This window comes from Enterobacter cloacae complex sp. I2 (genome assembly GCF_014896205.1).
Lineage (GTDB): Bacteria > Pseudomonadota > Gammaproteobacteria > Enterobacterales > Enterobacteriaceae > Enterobacter > Enterobacter quasihormaechei.
In genome coordinates, this window is record NZ_JADBRA010000038.1 from 1 (window position 1) to 14,798 (window position 14,798).

General features: G+C 49.0%; 20 protein-coding genes and 1 pseudogene. 8 read left to right on the top strand and 13 right to left on the bottom strand.

What is annotated here, in order from left to right:
* The 3 genes from IM300_RS22200 to IM300_RS22210 all read left to right on the top strand — a co-directional run.
* A partial coding sequence (locus IM300_RS22200; protein WP_193038324.1) for a DUF1983 domain-containing protein occupies positions 1-984 on the top strand: 984 nt, incomplete at its 5' end.
* A complete protein-coding gene (locus IM300_RS22205) occupies positions 978-1,280 on the top strand; it encodes a hypothetical protein (RefSeq protein ID WP_226842410.1) in 303 nt (100 codons plus the stop codon). The genes IM300_RS22200 and IM300_RS22205, both read left to right, overlap by 7 nt.
* On the top strand, positions 1,277-1,918 hold the full coding sequence (locus IM300_RS22210) for a hypothetical protein (protein ID WP_058676442.1): 642 nt from the start codon (positions 1,277-1,279) through the stop codon (positions 1,916-1,918). Before IM300_RS22205 ends, IM300_RS22210 begins: the two co-directional genes overlap by 4 nt.
* On the opposite strand, the gene IM300_RS22215 is transcribed toward IM300_RS22210, so the two are convergent.
* On the bottom strand, positions 1,883-2,245 hold the full coding sequence (locus IM300_RS22215) for a hypothetical protein (RefSeq protein ID WP_193038325.1): 363 nt from the start codon (positions 2,243-2,245) through the stop codon (positions 1,883-1,885). The two genes, IM300_RS22210 and IM300_RS22215, sit on opposite strands and share 36 nt — an antisense overlap.
* 126 nt (positions 2,246-2,371) lie before the next feature.
* Between IM300_RS22215 and IM300_RS22220 the strand changes: the two genes are divergently transcribed.
* Entirely contained in the window at positions 2,372-3,706 is a 1,335-nt protein-coding gene (locus tag IM300_RS22220; RefSeq protein ID WP_193038326.1) for a phage tail protein, read from the top strand.
* Here the strand turns inward: IM300_RS22220 and IM300_RS22225 are convergent.
* On the bottom strand, positions 3,703-4,533 hold the full coding sequence (locus tag IM300_RS22225) for a tail fiber domain-containing protein (RefSeq protein WP_131636745.1): 831 nt from the start codon (positions 4,531-4,533) through the stop codon (positions 3,703-3,705). The genes IM300_RS22220 and IM300_RS22225 overlap by 4 nt on opposite strands.
* Positions 4,534-4,615: 82 nt before the next feature.
* Between IM300_RS22225 and IM300_RS22230 the strand changes: the two genes are divergently transcribed.
* A complete protein-coding gene (locus IM300_RS22230) occupies positions 4,616-5,182 on the top strand; it encodes a recombinase family protein (protein WP_193038331.1) in 567 nt (188 codons plus the stop codon).
* Positions 5,183-5,186: 4 nt separating this feature from the next.
* On the opposite strand, the gene IM300_RS22880 is transcribed toward IM300_RS22230, so the two are convergent.
* From IM300_RS22880 to IM300_RS22240, 3 genes are all read right to left on the bottom strand, one after another.
* Entirely contained in the window at positions 5,187-5,294 is a 108-nt protein-coding gene (locus IM300_RS22880) for a YnaM/YnfT family protein (protein WP_350188533.1), read from the bottom strand.
* A 302-nt stretch (positions 5,295-5,596) separates the two neighbouring features.
* Positions 5,597-5,935, bottom strand: a complete 339-nt coding sequence (locus IM300_RS22235) for a hypothetical protein (protein WP_193038327.1) — start codon at positions 5,933-5,935, stop codon at positions 5,597-5,599.
* Between the two features lie 204 nt (positions 5,936-6,139).
* Positions 6,140-6,367 carry a hypothetical protein gene (locus IM300_RS22240; RefSeq protein WP_032645629.1) on the bottom strand — a complete coding sequence of 76 codons (228 nt, stop codon included), beginning with the start codon at positions 6,365-6,367 and terminating at the stop codon, positions 6,140-6,142.
* 148 nt (positions 6,368-6,515) lie between these two features.
* Between IM300_RS22240 and IM300_RS22740 the strand changes: the two genes are divergently transcribed.
* Positions 6,516-6,680, top strand: a complete 165-nt coding sequence (locus tag IM300_RS22740; protein ID WP_213787091.1) for a YnfU family zinc-binding protein — start codon at positions 6,516-6,518, stop codon at positions 6,678-6,680.
* 245 nt (positions 6,681-6,925) lie between these two features.
* On the opposite strand, the gene IM300_RS22245 is transcribed toward IM300_RS22740, so the two are convergent.
* The gene (locus tag IM300_RS22245; protein WP_022651253.1) at positions 6,926-7,144 is read right to left on the bottom strand and encodes a cold shock domain-containing protein; all 219 of its coding nucleotides are present in this window, start codon (positions 7,142-7,144) and stop codon (positions 6,926-6,928) included.
* Between the two features lie 282 nt (positions 7,145-7,426).
* On the opposite strand from IM300_RS22245, the pseudogene cspF reads away from it, so the two are divergent.
* Positions 7,427-7,638, top strand: a pseudogene (gene cspF / locus IM300_RS22250) (cold shock-like protein CspF).
* 37 nt (positions 7,639-7,675) lie between these two features.
* Here cspF and IM300_RS22255 read toward each other — a convergent pair.
* The 4 genes from IM300_RS22255 to rstA form a co-directional block, all read right to left on the bottom strand.
* Positions 7,676-8,365 carry an SOS response-associated peptidase gene (locus tag IM300_RS22255; RefSeq protein WP_193038328.1) on the bottom strand — a complete coding sequence of 230 codons (690 nt, stop codon included), beginning with the start codon at positions 8,363-8,365 and terminating at the stop codon, positions 7,676-7,678.
* A 574-nt stretch (positions 8,366-8,939) separates the two neighbouring features.
* Positions 8,940-9,308, bottom strand: coding sequence for an anti-adapter protein IraM (gene iraM, locus IM300_RS22260; RefSeq protein ID WP_074161062.1), 369 nt, complete (start codon positions 9,306-9,308; stop codon positions 8,940-8,942).
* 311 nt (positions 9,309-9,619) lie between these two features.
* The gene (locus tag IM300_RS22265; protein ID WP_107535237.1) at positions 9,620-9,880 is read right to left on the bottom strand and encodes a hypothetical protein; all 261 of its coding nucleotides are present in this window, start codon (positions 9,878-9,880) and stop codon (positions 9,620-9,622) included.
* Positions 9,881-10,127: 247 nt separating this feature from the next.
* Positions 10,128-10,844: a two-component system response regulator RstA gene (gene rstA, locus IM300_RS22270; protein ID WP_193038329.1), complete on the bottom strand. Its 717-nt coding sequence runs from the start codon at positions 10,842-10,844 to the stop codon at positions 10,128-10,130.
* Positions 10,845-10,971: 127 nt separating this feature from the next.
* Between rstA and IM300_RS22275 the strand changes: the two genes are divergently transcribed.
* On the top strand, positions 10,972-11,307 hold the full coding sequence (locus tag IM300_RS22275; RefSeq protein WP_063451511.1) for a GlpM family protein: 336 nt from the start codon (positions 10,972-10,974) through the stop codon (positions 11,305-11,307).
* Here IM300_RS22275 and folM read toward each other — a convergent pair.
* The 3 genes from folM to ydgH form a co-directional block, all read right to left on the bottom strand.
* Positions 11,304-12,026: a dihydromonapterin reductase gene (gene folM / locus IM300_RS22280; RefSeq protein ID WP_107535239.1), complete on the bottom strand. Its 723-nt coding sequence runs from the start codon at positions 12,024-12,026 to the stop codon at positions 11,304-11,306. The genes IM300_RS22275 and folM overlap by 4 nt on opposite strands.
* A 39-nt stretch (positions 12,027-12,065) precedes the next feature.
* Positions 12,066-13,448, bottom strand: coding sequence for an amino acid permease (locus IM300_RS22285; RefSeq protein WP_064910640.1), 1,383 nt, complete (start codon positions 13,446-13,448; stop codon positions 12,066-12,068).
* A gap of 185 nt (positions 13,449-13,633) precedes the next feature.
* Complete coding sequence (gene ydgH, locus IM300_RS22290; RefSeq protein ID WP_107535240.1) at positions 13,634-14,578, bottom strand: DUF1471 family protein YdgH; 945 nt, start codon at positions 14,576-14,578, stop codon at positions 13,634-13,636.
* Positions 14,579-14,798: the final 220 nt, after the last annotated feature.

A 14,798-nucleotide genomic window follows, 5' to 3' on the forward strand; every position in this document is an offset into this window, starting at 1 on the left:
GCTGACGATATCAAACAGGCCAACGACGAACTGGCGCAACAGGCGCAGGAGATCGCCAAAAACGCCCAGGATATCCGGAAGGTTCAGACCAGCGTTACAAACCTGACGAGCACGGTCGGAGATGTGTCTTCTTCTCTGAACGAGCTTGAACAGACCGTTGCGACCGCTGATACCGCGCTGGGTCAGCGAATCGATAACATCAGCGTGTCTATGGACGGCATGGCGGGAGGAGTGAAGAACTCCGCCATCGCGATTATTCAGGGCAATCTGGCTCAGGTGGCCGCGCGCAAAACGCTGTCTGCATCCGTCGCCGGTAACAGCGCTCAGCTGGACCGCATTGATGAGGTGATCGTCAACGAGAAGGAGGCAACGGCGCGTTCGCTGCTGAGTTTGCAGACTGACGTGAACGGCAACAAGGCATCCATCAACAGCCTGAACCAGACGTTCTCCGATTACCAGCAGGCTATGGCCACGCAGGTAAACAGCATCACGGCAACCGTCAACGGGCACACTTCAGCCATCACCACCAACGCGCAGGCCATTGCGAACGTCAATGGAGACCTGAAGGCGATGTACAGCATCAAGGTCGGGTTATCCAGCAACGGTCAGTACTATGCCGCAGGGATGGGGATAGGCGTGGAGAATACGCCGTCCGGCATGCAGTCGCAGGTCATCTTCCTGGCTGACCGCTTCGCAGTCACCACAGCTGCCGGTAACAGCGTAGCTTTGCCGTTCGTGATCCAGAACGGGCAGACATTCATCCGGGCCAGCTTCATTCAGGACGGCACCATCGAGAACGCCAAGATTGGCAACTACATCCAGTCCAATAATTATGTGGCTGGTTCTGCTGGGTGGAAGCTTGATAAAGGGGGAACGTTCGAAATCAACGGCGTGGCCGGGGGCGGGAGAATGCTGATATCCAGCACTCTCATTCGTATCTACGACAGCAATAAGGTGCTACGTGTCAGAATGGGGTTATGGTAATGCCACAGGGCTTGCAATGTTGGGACGGCGATGGTCGCATTGCCGTTGATTTAAGTGATTATGCAATCCGTTATATTGGAAGCACCTCTGTAACATTCTCTGCCGGGGAAACGTCTAAAAATGTTTCCTTTGCAGGAGTTACACAGGATGGAACATTCATATCGAACATATCGACTGGTGCGCTTGCGAATGAATACTACTGCCGCGCTTATAATGGAGGCTTCACAGTGCTTTATTTACCAGGTGGAGGTAGCCCAGCAAATACTCTGAATATGGAGGTTTATAATTTCCAATGAGCGGTTTCGAAATCTATAACAGTGCCGGAAAGCTCCTCGTGGACTCGCAAAACAGGTCCACGATATTTCGCGATCAACGTACACTTGGTGCAGTGGAGAATAAGGGTTATTACCTCATAGATAGTCCATTTGGCAATGGCAGCACTTTAGGAGATCTTCCACAGGCATTTCGTAAGGACGGTACATTAAGATGGTTAAAGCTTAACGCAAATAAATATGGGTTACTCGGCGCCGATTTGATTGAAGAGAATGCCGGAAGCATGATCCGAACTGCACGTAATATAGGTATGGAGAGTGGCTATCTGGATGTGTTCGATAGTTCGGGAAATCTGATTTGGAGTGCAGCTTCAGCATCAAAAATGCCACGAGTCGTTGGGTTTTATGATGTGCCGGCAAACTATGATTTACAGAACAATACCTTCTCAGTAAGTCTCAGCTACACCCCATGGATTTTGTTAAACAACTGTCCAGGAAATCTCAGCGATGACGGTACTGTAGTGGGTTATTCAGGATTGATGCTCAAATGGACTGGCTCACAGTTGCAGGGCAGATATATCGCTCAGAACCAGCGTAACTGGAGCCAGACATTACAGAGTCGGGGTTTAAGAATTCCCCTCGCTCAATTTGTAGGCATTTGATTCAGGTGGTACGCGAGGATATTGCGTAGAAATCATACTTTGCCTTACACCTTTCTTTGTATTAAATCTGTAGACCACGTCGAGTTTATCAGTCTTTTTATAGCAAATATTACTAAGCCGCTTATGAACATGGCGGCTAAAAATTCCATTACTACTATCGGAAAGAACAACCATTTCTCGCGTGGCACAGTCGATATTCACATGAATATCTCCACCCAGCGATAAACGTGCTGCTTCCACCGGATAATCCATTTTGAATTTGTAGTCTGTGTGTTTATCAGCGCATCCAACCAGAAGCAAAAAAGCGACGGCAAATAAAATTTTCATTTCAACAATCCTGTTTATACGGGAATCCCCATTTTATTAGAGTCTAAAAAATAGTCAGATTGATATAAGCGATCAATTTTACAGCATTGATCACTTTAAACGATCGTTATTATCGTGAGGCACTCCATGCTTTATAACACTGGCACCATCGCAGTTAACGGAAACACCGCAACCGGCAACGGCACGAACTGGACGGCACCGGCCAGCCAGATTCGGGTTGGCCAGGCGTTGTTTGTTCTTTCTAACCCGGTTCAGATGTTTCAGATCACCGCCATCAACAGTGCGACATCACTGACGGTTACGCCTGCCGCGTCTCCGGCGTTGAGCGGCCAGAAGTACGGCATACTGGTTACTGATAGTCTCTCTGTCGACGGCCTGGCGCAGAGCATGTCTCAGCTCATCAACGAGTATGACGAGAACATCGGCGCCTGGGAGACGTTCGCCACCACCTCAGCAAACCAGAACATCACCGTTACCATCAACGGCGCTCGTGTAACCATTCCGTCGATCGGTAAACTGGTCCAGAAAGGGAGCAATGGGGCGGTTGGAGTTTCGGACGGCGGGACCGGGGCAACGAATGCCGCTGACGCTCGCACAAACCTCGGTTTGGGAAACAGCGCTAAACGAGACGTTGATAGCCAGTTTGCCCCGGTGTCATCGTACATAAACGGAGCTGCGGTTATGGCTCAGGTTCATCGCGATTACAGGTCACTCGCTTCGTACGATTTGATTACTCAATACCCGCTGGGCATGTCTTTCGGCATCCAACTGGGGGCGAATGCCTGGGGAGGTGGAAGTGGTGCAGATGTCTATACCGGCATGTTAACGCTGCGGGGATGGCATGATGCAACAGGGGGTGGCTACACGTCATGGCAGTTAGCCTCTACGTCGCAGGGTCTCAAGTATCGTCAGGGAAACGGGACTGTTTCCGGGCTAACTAACGTTGGCTTTTCTACTACGCACACCCTTTATTCAACGCAGAACACCACGAAAGCCAGCGACGGAACGCTTAAGGCTGCATCCCCAGTAGCCCGTATTGTGAAAAGCCAGGAGGAATGTCAGCGCACTGATATCGACGAAGCAGGCTTTGTCTGGTGCGGCTGTGGTACGGCGAACGCTGAGGCGGAGGGAATAACCCTTTCCCGCCTTGATGTTGGGCTTTACGTGCTCACCGGTTCGGCAGGCCTGGCGTCAGAGGGATGGCAGTTACTGCCGCCAATGGACCCTGGCGGCATGGGGGAGCTGGGTGTTGTTGAAGCCGAGCAAACTGAAAGCGGCGCACTGACTATCCGCCTGTATAAGCAGAAATACATGCTGAGCGATGGGGGGGAGATCGTCAATACAAAAGGGGAACCGATGGACGTGCCGGTGAACAGCTGGATCGATGTTCGTCTGGATATGCCGACGGATTCAATTTTCAAACGTTCACAGCAGCGTCTGCAAAGTGATGAAGAGAGTTAGAAAACTGTCGCGCCGCGAAGGTCGGCCAGTTCTTTTTCAATGATTTTTAACCGTTCGGCCAGCTCCTTGATGGCCTCAACATACAGGGCGCTCATAGCACTGTAGTCCACGGTTTTAAGGTCGTTAATTTCCTCTCCTGCTGGCGTAGTGCCGGTCCCGCCAGAACTCACAGCAACGGGCAGAACCTGTTCCAGTTCCTGGGCGATGATGCCTGCGCTTCGTACTGACTCCGTTCCTGTGAGCTGAATGCCGAACGTGTAGCCCGTCAGGGAACATATCTTATCCAGAGCTGCGCTGACGGGCTCTTTGTCGAATTTAACCCGCTCATCTGAGGTCTGATTCATCGTAACGCAGGTGAACTTGCCATCAGCCCCAAATGCAAAAGAGTATCCGTTGGAGCCGCCGTTATCATTATTGTCAGGGCGGATCTGAATAATCCCTGTTTGGCCGGAATAAATTACTCCTCTGGACGCCCCACCTGTACCATAAAACCATACATGTGCATTTTGATTGTCAGCTGGAGCCAATACAGCGATTTTAGTTTTGCATTCCATATCAGAAGTAGTCGCAATTTTTGCAGATGCGCTGATGCTATTCTGACAGGTAATAGGGTTACGAAACTCAAAACTATCACCGATAAAAACGTACTTCCCAGCGTAAAATGTGAAGTCACCTTTCCCCATAGCACCATTAGAATTACCACCGCACAGTATGCGCGCGTCATAGTCGTTAGTGCCAAGGAAATGGAAATCCACAAAGCTTGCAGAAGAAGGTTTTTTGGCACCAATTTCGATGCTTCCAAAATTGGCTGTGTTGCTCTCTCCCAAACCGACGTTTTATAGATTGCCCTGTGGCAGCCATGCCGATAACTTCACCTGATTTTTTTGCAGAAAATATTGGGTGAAAAACATGCAAATTGGCTACGTAAGGGTGTCAACAAATGACCAAAACACAGATCTTCAGCGACAAGCTCTCGAACGCGCAGGATGTGAACAGGTTTTTGAGGAAAAAATGAGCGGGATGGTAGCGAACCGGCCAGCGCTTAAAAAGCTTCTTCGAACGCTGAGTGAGGGCGATACGCTGGTGGTGTGGAAGCTGGATCGTCTCGGTCGAAGCATGCGGAACCTGGTACTGCTGGTAGACGAACTCCGGCAGCGCGGCATCCATTTTAAAAGCCTTACGGACAGCATCGACACTTCCAGTCCAATGGGGCGATTCATTTTTCACATCATGTCAGCCCTGGCCGAGATGGAGAGGGAGTTAATCGTGGAACGTACCAGGGCAGGACTGGCGGCAGCCCGGGAGAAAGGGCGCATAGGCGGAAGACGGCCGAAGTTAACCCCTGAGCAATGGGCGCAGGCTGGCAGGCTGATTTCAAACGGCGTGGACAGAAAGCAGGTGGCAATTATCTATGATGTGGCCGTATGTACTTTGTATAAGAAATTCCCAGCCCTCAAGGGAATCAGCGAAACGTAAATGATTATAGATCATCAGGATTATTAGATGTGCAGATCCCAACTTTAACCAGACAGAATATCATCAATGCCAGAACTATTACGACGATAGTAGAGATTATGAGCGTTATCATAAATGACCCTTATATGATTTTATTTTTTAGACTGTGTGAATCAAAAAAAATTCCAAACAGTTAAAAATATGTGACTTAAGTTAGGATGGTATTAAATGCCGTACTACATAGAATGTAATGAGTGCGGCGGCTGGCTATCCAGCATCAAACTAGCTTACTCAGGTTATTATGATCGGCTGGACAAAATTCATAATGAGCAATTACCCGAGGGATGAAAATATACATACAAAATTGAGAGTCCTTAAATATCAGCGAATTCGCAAAAGTCTGGCCATATCCTTGAAACTACCTCACCATTTATTTCATTTTTTACCTTTGATTCTGGGCACAAATGTAAGGGTTTTTTCTTCTGGTGATATCATCAAAAAAATGACCATAGGCGTATGCTCTAAATTTTTAATCCTACGAAGAATGCCATAAAGTCGCTGTTTTAACTTGGCTGCGCCGTCTTTTTCAGACTCCCAATCTAAAACCATTTGTTTTTCAATTCCGATGTAGGTGTTTTGAGGAAATCTCACTCCACTACCAGATTTTTCCAAATATTGGCGACTACGTAAGAAATCTACAATCAAGGAGTTATCCATTTGATTGAAGGGCTTGCTTTCGAACATTAGCAACACCGTATAACTTATGATTTTCATAGAAATCTCATGGGTAGGTTCAGGCCATGTGAACGGTATGTTAGTTAAAATAGCGACAATGTGTATTGTTTAACATTAAAGAAATGTATCGTCTGCTATATAAAAAAAAGCCTACACCAGGTAGGCAATGCTGATGATTTCTAATTATTTTTATAATGCTTCTTGTTCAATATCTTCCGCGATGTTGGTAAAAAACACCGAAGCTTATAGATACTTTCGTGCCGCATCAAAAATTTCCTGAGAGGTTAGCTCTCGATCTGATGCAACATAGACAACTTCATGGTCCCCTGTTAAAGAGGGGAAACCGGCTGACATTATCTGAAGATTGATCTCTTCTCCACCAGGGTACTGTTCGAGTATTGATGTTACGCCTTTAAGCACAGTGACAACCTTACTTGGTTTACCATTAAAGAAAATGATTACTTTTTTCATATATCACCATGTATCCAAACGAATTTAGCGGTCGTGGCTGTTCGGTAAGTGTTGCTTTTTTCTATGTATTGTTTGTTTTTCGAAATTAAAACAAGCAATATCCTGCCTTAGCGTGTACTGTAGTAGCCCATTTGAACTGGAGAAGCCTGTGTCTGCACGTAAAAACAATCAATTCCGCCGAAATTATTTAGTCAAATGCCCTTGTCCAAACTGCTCAAAAGATTCGGAGCATAGTTACAATCGTGTACAAAAGGGATCTCAATTAGTATGCCCTTACTGTAATGCTTTGTTCAAAGCCCCTGAACGTTACTAAAAAACTCATACAATAAATAAGATGTGATGCTTTTGGAGGCTGCCTAACCTCTTACGCACTTTATTATTTAATAAGCAGTTAGCTTCTGCTTTCAGACTTTTCATGCAGCAGTCCTGCACTTCATCACATCGGTCAGCAAACTTGACGGTGCTGAAATATGCTGGCCTGTTGTAATGATATTCGCAAACGATAAATGACTCTTCTTGTTTTTTAATTCGTATAAGCTTAAACGGCCATTGAGGGGGTTATTTATCGCAGAGCGTAACATTTGCAGCTGTCGGACCTTTAGTACCGGCAATGATAACAAATTTCACTTTTTGTCCTTCAAAAAGAGTTTTGAATGTCTCTCCCTGTAGTGAAGAAGAGTGAACAAGGATATCTTTACTTCCATCGAGTGGGGAGATAAAACCAAAACCTTTATCTTCGTTAAACCACTTAACAAGACCTATCATTTTTGAAGACATAAAAACTCCCCTTGAACACTTAAGAAATTACAACTTCATGAAAAGAAACGCATAATGGCATACGTATGGACTCAAGAGGAGGGATATCAGAGATAGCACCTGGTTATGAGGATTACTTAGAAAAAGTCAGATTCACATTGCATCGAACTAACCAGATCATTAAGGCACGCGTTAAACTATTTAGCAAGTTTTATTTTAGCCATCTGGGAGGCTATGAAAATTAGATTAGCTAATCCAAATTTTTCCTGTATAGTAAAATTGGATTTCACAAAAGGAAATTATTTGACTCTTAAAATGACAGGCGTTGTCAAAAGTTTTGACTGCAAGAGTGAAAAGGGGTTCATTATACCATCGGATGGGCGTAAAGATGTTTCTTACACATCTCTGCATTAAACAATAGCGAAAACCAAACGTTAAGTCCTGGTGTTCGTGTTGAGTTCTACCGTATAAATGTACTCAGTGGTCCAATGGCGGCAAACATATTTCTTTCTTAAAAATACGCTATTGTGAGACTAGCTAAAAGGTGCAGGTCTAACTGATATTAGATTTGATTGTTATATGCTCTATCAAATTCCTCCCTTGGTCTTTTACATTTCCAACTGTACGCGTTACCGCATGCCAGTTGAACTTATCGGCGGGCACTGCACCGTCTGAAGCTATCTCTAACGCTTTATTCCCTCCAACGTCCAGCCGCATCCACTCTCTTGCAGCTTCTGGCGACAGAACCAGCGGCCGCCGATCGTGTATATCGACCAGGCCATTATCTGCTTCCGATGTCACAATGAGAAAACCTTCTGCATCATCGCCGCGCTCAAACGGTGTGCTGCCGATCGCCGCCATAAAAATCGGTTGACCGTCGGCACGGTGTATGAAGTAGGGCTGTTTCTTATCACCTTCCTTTTTCCATTCGAACCATCCATCCGCGAAGCAGATCGCCCGGCCGTGCTGCCACAGCGGTTTAAACATTCGGCTGGAAGCCGCCGTTTCGATGCGCGCGTTGATCAGAGGCGTTTTATCCCACCATCCTGGCGCGTAACCCCAGAGCACCGGATCGAGATGTAGTTTTTCGTCGCGTTCGCTCATCAGCAGTACTTTGGTACCGGGCGCGACGTTGTAACGTCCAATACGTTCCGGGTCATAAGCGATGTCATGATCGGCTTCATCGGCCAGGTAAGCCAGATATTCTTCACGGGTTTGGGCTTGTGCAAAACGTCCACACATAGAAACCTCCAGTCAGTCAGACTGAAAGTATAGGGCAGGGAGAAAAAGTAGCGTGCGCTGGTTAATGGTGAAGTCTTACAAGCGGAATCGTGGCGATTATGCTGATCAGGTAGAGATGCGTGAAGCGGTGTGTTGCGAAACTGGAAGGAGCTACGCAAGAGAGGGGGATTTTGGGGGCAGATTTGGGGGCATTTTGAAAGAAGGGACATCGATAGGGGCACAAAAAAGACCGTGCACGTCCGTAGATGTCCGTTAAGCGTTTTTAGCTAACTCATTGAAATATATTTATTTATCAGGATTTCAAAGAGTTGCGAACTTTCTGCACACTAAAACTGTACAAACAGCTTTTTCATTAAATATCACCGATACGCAACGCTAGCGTTTCTGTTCACCATCATTAACGCTATCAAAGCAGGGTTTACACCTGCTGACAACATTCATCACGGCGGAGCAGCGCATAATACCAGGCGCGGGCTTTCTGGAACGTAAGGGGTGTGCACAAGAAAGGGCTCCAACTCATTAAGGTTTCTTATCGAATCAGAGCATTGCAGGCATAGGTTATTCGTTAACGATATTAATGATTACGCCGTAATCCTATTATTAACGGATTAGTGGTAAAGCCGTGCGGGCATTTTCGCGCGTTACAATGCACTGAATAGGAACAGGTTTTTGTTTCGCTTTCTTTATTAAACGGGCACGCCATTTTATTTTTTATCTCTTCCCATAGCGCTTCCCGGTAGGGTGACACGTTATAAAGTGATATCTGGCTAAATTCTCCATTAATGAACACGCCGTTTTTCGTAGGGTGAATTCTGTCTCCCGGCACTAAATATATATCGCTTTCGTACCAGATAATTAATCTGATCAGTTTAAGGCCAACGATGCAGGAGTAAACAATGCCTGTATTAGGACAGATCACAGAACTTAAAACGCGCCATGCCATTATGCTTCCCTCAGGTTAGGATGATAAGTCTGTAATTTTGTTTAGCACGAGATTTCAAGTTAATCAATATCGTAACTTATTGATATTGATCGTTATTTTATTTGGGTATAGATTATTCCCTTTCATTTCAATGATATAATCCTCACGGAGGTGAGGGTTTTTTTTATGATTTTTTCTCACGGAAGGAGAGTGTCGGTTAAATTTTGATCGAGAAAAGGTTTTAACATTTCGGTGTAATCTTGAGGAATTGTCCGAACGTTTCATTGCCATTACGATGGAAAAACACATCGTAATGGCAATGCGCAAAATAATTAAATGGCGTCTCCCGGACGTTTCACTTTAGCTATCAGCTTTTCGGTAATCGATAGGCCTTCCGCGATACCCTCATCAATGACGGAAATACCGTGTTCGTCGATCAGTTCAAGGAGCGCTTCATAGGTCTGGATCAGTTCCAGAAGATTAAAGAGGGCTTTTTGGTCGTGCCGGGTAGGCAGCATTTGGCTGGCTGTGGTTTGATGAACAATCCATTCAAGGTTGGTTTTAATGTTCTCTACATCATCGTAGCTATACATATTTCATAGGCTTAAATCCTCATATCAAGATTTTTTTGGAGAAGTACGGCTTGCAACGTCACTGTCAGAAGCGTGTCACTGCTTAGAAGCTCTGAAGGTTAAGAAGAACTGGGGCAAGCGGCAGAAGCGGTTCCTGGTTTATGTCGCTGCTGCTGGCATGTGCCCTGAAGAAGAAGGAGAAGTGCATGCGTACAATTATGCAACATCTTGCTGTAATAGCAAGAAAAGTCTTATGCGCCGGGCACCATCAGGTTTCCCAGGCGTGCGGTGCAAACAGGTAGCCTTTGTTGCGCACGGTTTTAATGCGGTAGGGCTCAGTAGCGCTATCCAGCAGTTTCTTACGCAGACGTGAAATCGCCACGTCAACGCTGCGATCCATCCCGTCGTAACTGACGCCGCGCAAATTTTTCAGCAACGCGTCCCGGTCCATAATTTGCCCGGCATGGGTTGCCAGCTCCCACAGCAGGTCAAAATCTGCGGTTGAGAGCGCAATCAGCTCACCGGAAAGCGTAACCTGGCGGTTAACCGGGTCGACAGAAAGCGTGCCGAACCGCATCGCTTTATGCGGCGTTAAAGAAGGCGCAGGCGCATCACGTTCGGCGCTGGCGCGCTGGCGCAGATGCAAGCGTAAGCGGGCAAGCAGGACCGCCGGGGGCGTGGTTTTGAGGATGTAGTCATTAGCACCCATCTCAAGCGACAGAATATGATTCATATCGCTGTCCAGCGAGGTCAGCAGCACGATCGGGCCGTCCCACTTCGCGCGCAGGTCCCGGCAGAGCGTCATGCCATCTTTTCCGGGTAGCATGATATCCAGCAGCACCAGATCCGGATTTTCGCGGGTGACGACGTCCTCAGCGCGATCGCCACGAGGCTCGACAACCACGTCCATATCATGTTTACCCAGATAAGCGGCGATCAATTGCCCCACTTCGGGTTCATCTTCAACATAAACAATCTTATTCATACAACGTCTGTTATCGCGAAAAACGTCAACATACACCGCGCAACCTTAACCTTCCATTAATCTTTCTCAATTAGCCGGAGTTCCGTTATGCTGCGTAGCATTGTTATTTGATTGTTAAGGGAAAAGCATGGGGCTGGTGATAAAAGCCGCGCTGGGTGCACTGGTGGTGTTACTGATTGGGGTGCTGGCTAAAACGAAGAACTATTACATTGCCGGGCTGATCCCGCTGTTCCCGACGTTTGCGTTAATCGCACACTATATCGTGGCCTCCGAGCGGGGTATTGAGGCGCTGCGCGCCACGATCGTCTTCGGGATGTGGTCAATCATCCCGTATTTTATCTATCTGCTGTCGCTGTGGTACTTCACCGGGTTTCTGCGTCTGCCCGTGGCGCTGGGCGGGGCGGTGGTCTGCTGGAGCCTCAGCGCCTGGGTACTCATATTCTTCTGGAGCCGCTTTCACTAGCGCAGCGGACGGCCACCGTCCACGGCAAACGTTCGGCCCGTGACGTAGCAGCTGGTCAGCAGATAATCGATCAGGTCGATCACTTCTTTCTCGCCGGGCGCGATTTTCATCAGCGACTTGTTGAGCGCCTGCTGGCGATACTCGGCATCATCGCCCTCGTTGAACAAAATCATCGCCGGGGCAATCGCGTTGACCTTCACCTCGGGCGCCAGCTTGCGCGCAAACGAGCGGGTCATATTATCCAGGGCGGCTTTGCTGGCCGCGTAGGCGATGTGTTTGTCGCTTCCTCGCTCCACCACGTAATCGGTGAAATGGATAATGTCGCCTGCGGCATGGCCGTGTCCGCGCAGCAGATCCTGTAGGGCATGGTTGAGCAGATAAGGGGCATTAACGTGGATCTGCATCATGCAGGCAAGCGTTTCGCTGAGCGAATGTCCGGCTTTTTCAGGAAGCCAGGTGCTGGCGTTATGAATAATCGCCCGCAGCCCGTGGGTGGTGGATTTTACGTTTTCCGCAAAGGCGAGGATACCTTCATCCGTGGAGAAATCCGCCTGAATGCATACCGCCCCTGCATTTCGAAGCCCTTCAATGGAGGGATACTCCGTTCGGTAACTGACGATAACCGGATGGCGAAGATTGAGAAAGTGATGGGCGAGGGCGAGGCCGATGCGACGGCCTGCGCCAGTGATCAATATTGGGCGTTGCTGCGTGTGTCCCATCGTAATCTCCTTTTCAGTTGAACAATGGGACAGGCGGCGCTATCCCATTAACATCCACGTTGCCGGCACGGCAGCGACTAACAGCAGACCTATCAATGCCATTTCGCGGCGTTTAAGGGCGTTATCAAGCTGATGCGTACGGCGAGCGTAGATAAACACCAGCAGGCCCGGCGCGTAAAGCACCACGGACAGCAGCAGATGCATCGGGCCGGAAGCATACAACAACCATAGACCGTAAATACAGGCGCCGACGCCGACCGCATAGTGTGCCGGGCGGGTCGCAATTTTTAACAGATATGCACCCACTAAGAAATAGGGTACCAGAATCATCTCGGAGGCGATGGTCAGCAGCGTGTTATAGTCCGAACCTGTGAGCCAGATCAGCACCAGACAGACCTGCACGCTGATGTTGGTGAGCCACAGCGAGGCCGATGGCGCGCTGTTTTTGTTCTGACGGGCAAAGAGGCGCGGGAACGCTTTATGCGTGGCGGCCAGGAACGGCACTTCCGCGGCCATAATGGTCCAGCTCAGGTATGCGCCGCAGACGGAGACGATTAAACCCGCCGCGATTATCACGTCACCCCAGGGGCCCATCATCTTCACCATCAGCCCGGCCATGGACGGATTACGCATTTCCGCCAGTTCAGGGCGGGCCACCACGCCGAGCGACAGCAGCGTCACCAGCAGATAAACGCCCAGCGCCGCCAGGACGGCCAGCAGCGTGGCGCGTCCCACGTCGCGCTTGTTGCGCGCGCGGGCAGAGACCACGACGGCCCCTTCAACACCGATGAACACCCACAGGGTGATCAGCATGGTATTTTTTACCTGTTCCCAGACGGGGACGCCCAGCGCAATGCCGCTGAAATCGAGCGTAAACACATCGAGACGGAAGGCAAGGAAGGCCAGCACGACGAACAGGCCAAGCGGTACCAGCTTGGCCAGCGTCGCCACCAGGTTGATGCTGGCCGCGGTCTGAACACCGCGCAAAATCAGCCAGTGAACGATCCACAGCAGCACCGAGGCGCCGACGATGGATTGCCAGGTATTGCCGTCACCAAACAGGCGCAGCTCGGGCGTATCGGTAAAGAAACTGAGCGCCGAGAAGACGATAACCAGATAGGAGACGTTGGCGATCACCGCACACAGCCAGTAACCCCAGGCGGAGCAGAAGCCAATCAGCTCGCCGAAACCTTCACGGGCGTAAGTGAATATTCCGCCGTCCAGATCCGGGCGAATACGGGTCAGCAGCAGCATGGCGAACGCCAGCAGCAAAATCCCGACACCGGTAATGCCCCAGCCAATCAGTAATGCGGCAGGGCTGGCAACGGCCGCCATGTTCTGCGGCAAACTGAATACGCCCGCGCCCAGCATTGAGCTCAATACAAGTGCAGTTAAAGCACTCAGGCCAAGTTTCTTTTCCATTGGCTTCCTGTTATGAAAGGTCCAAACCCAGAATAATTATTTCGCTAAGGCGCATAAAAATGGTGGATCACACTAAGGCGCGGGATTTTACGGAGTGTGACGGATGCATGCAATGACGTGGGGCAGAAATCAGAAAAAAAGTAACAAAAAAGGCGGCAGTGTGCCGCCTTTGTGAAACCGTTTTGTTACTTGTACAGATCGGCGCTGATGGTCAGGTTGTTACCACGTTCCTGCCACTGGCGGGTGATGTGGTAGTACTTCGCACCTTTCTTCGCGGCACGCTTCGCCACCTGATAGGAGATTTCCGTCATGTTGCCGTAGTTACCAGTAAACTTGACGCTGTCGAACGGCACCATCTGCGCGGCGGTGGCTTTGTTCAGCTCTTCAATTTTCGTGCCGTCTGGCAACGTAACGGTATAACGACCGCCTTTCGTGGATTGGGTTTCAAAGAAACGGCCCACTTCAGCGCTTGGTGCAGCAGAGGTTGCTACGCCCGGGATTTCCACTTTCTTCGCTTCTTCACCGCCTTTCGCTAACGCAGCGCGACCGGCGTCTGAATCCGCTGGAATCGCATCCGGGCTTTGCACCACGCGTTTTTTCGCATCTTGCTTATAGATGAAGGCGGTGATGCGCTGGTTTCCACCCTGGTTGGCATCTACCTGACGCACGATGTAGAACGCGTAAGCGCCTTTTTCTCGCGCGGCTTTGGTGATGGCATCGTTAACTTCAGGCTGGCTGCGGTAGAAGCCCTGAACGGTAACGGTATCATACGGTTCCAGCTGAACGGCCTGATCTTTCGGCAGTTCAACAATGCCGTTAATCACGCGGTTTTTCTGTTCATCCGCTTTCGGGGCATTCTCTTTGTACAGCGCAACGGTCACGCGCTGGTTGCCGCTGTTGCCCTGATCGGACTGGTCAACAACGTAAAACGAGGCAGCGCCGTTTTTATCGGCGGCTTTTGATGCAGCGGCGACGGCATCGCCAATGGAGTTATAGCGACCCACAATGACCGTATGGTCAAAAGGTTTTAACGCTGCCGCTTGCTCCGGCGTTAACTCTGTCGCGGCATTCGCAGACAGGGCGGTCGCGGAAAGAAGTGCGGACGCCAGGAGTGTGTTCTTAAGCTTCATAAAAATAATCCTTCGCCTTGCGCAAACCATGTACTGGTGTTGTTGTTAATTTGAGACGGTCCCGATTATGGCATTTAACACCCGTCGCTGTCTGCGGCATTTTTCACAGCCTGTGCTCACCAAAGGTTCTGATTTGATAACATTTAGTGATATGTGGAAAAAACAGACGTTTGACAAGCAAAACTGATAAAGCATATGACTTTTACAAGTTAATTTAATG

Excerpts from the sequence above, each read along its gene's own strand:
- folM (WP_107535239.1), bottom strand. The coding sequence starts at position 12,026 with ATGGGACACACGCAGCAACGCCCAATATTGATCACTGGCGCAGGCCGT.
- IM300_RS22285 (WP_064910640.1), bottom strand. The coding sequence starts at position 13,448 with ATGGAAAAGAAACTTGGCCTGAGTGCTTTAACTGCACTTGTATTGAGC.
- rstA (WP_193038329.1), bottom strand. The coding sequence starts at position 10,844 with ATGAATAAGATTGTTTATGTTGAAGATGAACCCGAAGTGGGGCAATTG.
- iraM (WP_074161062.1), bottom strand. The coding sequence starts at position 9,308 with ATGGCATGGCGCGTTTTAAGTTCTGTGATCTGTCCTAATACAGGCATT.
- IM300_RS22220 (WP_193038326.1), top strand. The coding sequence starts at position 2,372 with ATGCTTTATAACACTGGCACCATCGCAGTTAACGGAAACACCGCAACC.
- IM300_RS22245 (WP_022651253.1), bottom strand. The coding sequence starts at position 7,144 with ATGTCTTCAAAAATGATAGGTCTTGTTAAGTGGTTTAACGAAGATAAA.
- IM300_RS22205 (WP_226842410.1), top strand. The coding sequence starts at position 978 with ATGGTAATGCCACAGGGCTTGCAATGTTGGGACGGCGATGGTCGCATT.
- IM300_RS22240 (WP_032645629.1), bottom strand. The coding sequence starts at position 6,367 with ATGAAAAAAGTAATCATTTTCTTTAATGGTAAACCAAGTAAGGTTGTC.
- IM300_RS22235 (WP_193038327.1), bottom strand. The coding sequence starts at position 5,935 with ATGAAAATCATAAGTTATACGGTGTTGCTAATGTTCGAAAGCAAGCCC.
- IM300_RS22210 (WP_058676442.1), top strand. The coding sequence starts at position 1,277 with ATGAGCGGTTTCGAAATCTATAACAGTGCCGGAAAGCTCCTCGTGGAC.
- IM300_RS22230 (WP_193038331.1), top strand. The coding sequence starts at position 4,616 with ATGCAAATTGGCTACGTAAGGGTGTCAACAAATGACCAAAACACAGAT.
- IM300_RS22265 (WP_107535237.1), bottom strand. The coding sequence starts at position 9,880 with ATGTATAGCTACGATGATGTAGAGAACATTAAAACCAACCTTGAATGG.
- IM300_RS22215 (WP_193038325.1), bottom strand. The coding sequence starts at position 2,245 with ATGAAAATTTTATTTGCCGTCGCTTTTTTGCTTCTGGTTGGATGCGCT.
- IM300_RS22880 (WP_350188533.1), bottom strand. The coding sequence starts at position 5,294 with ATGATAACGCTCATAATCTCTACTATCGTCGTAATAGTTCTGGCATTG.
- IM300_RS22255 (WP_193038328.1), bottom strand. The coding sequence starts at position 8,365 with ATGTGTGGACGTTTTGCACAAGCCCAAACCCGTGAAGAATATCTGGCT.
- ydgH (WP_107535240.1), bottom strand. The coding sequence starts at position 14,578 with ATGAAGCTTAAGAACACACTCCTGGCGTCCGCACTTCTTTCCGCGACC.
- IM300_RS22275 (WP_063451511.1), top strand. The coding sequence starts at position 10,972 with ATGGGGCTGGTGATAAAAGCCGCGCTGGGTGCACTGGTGGTGTTACTG.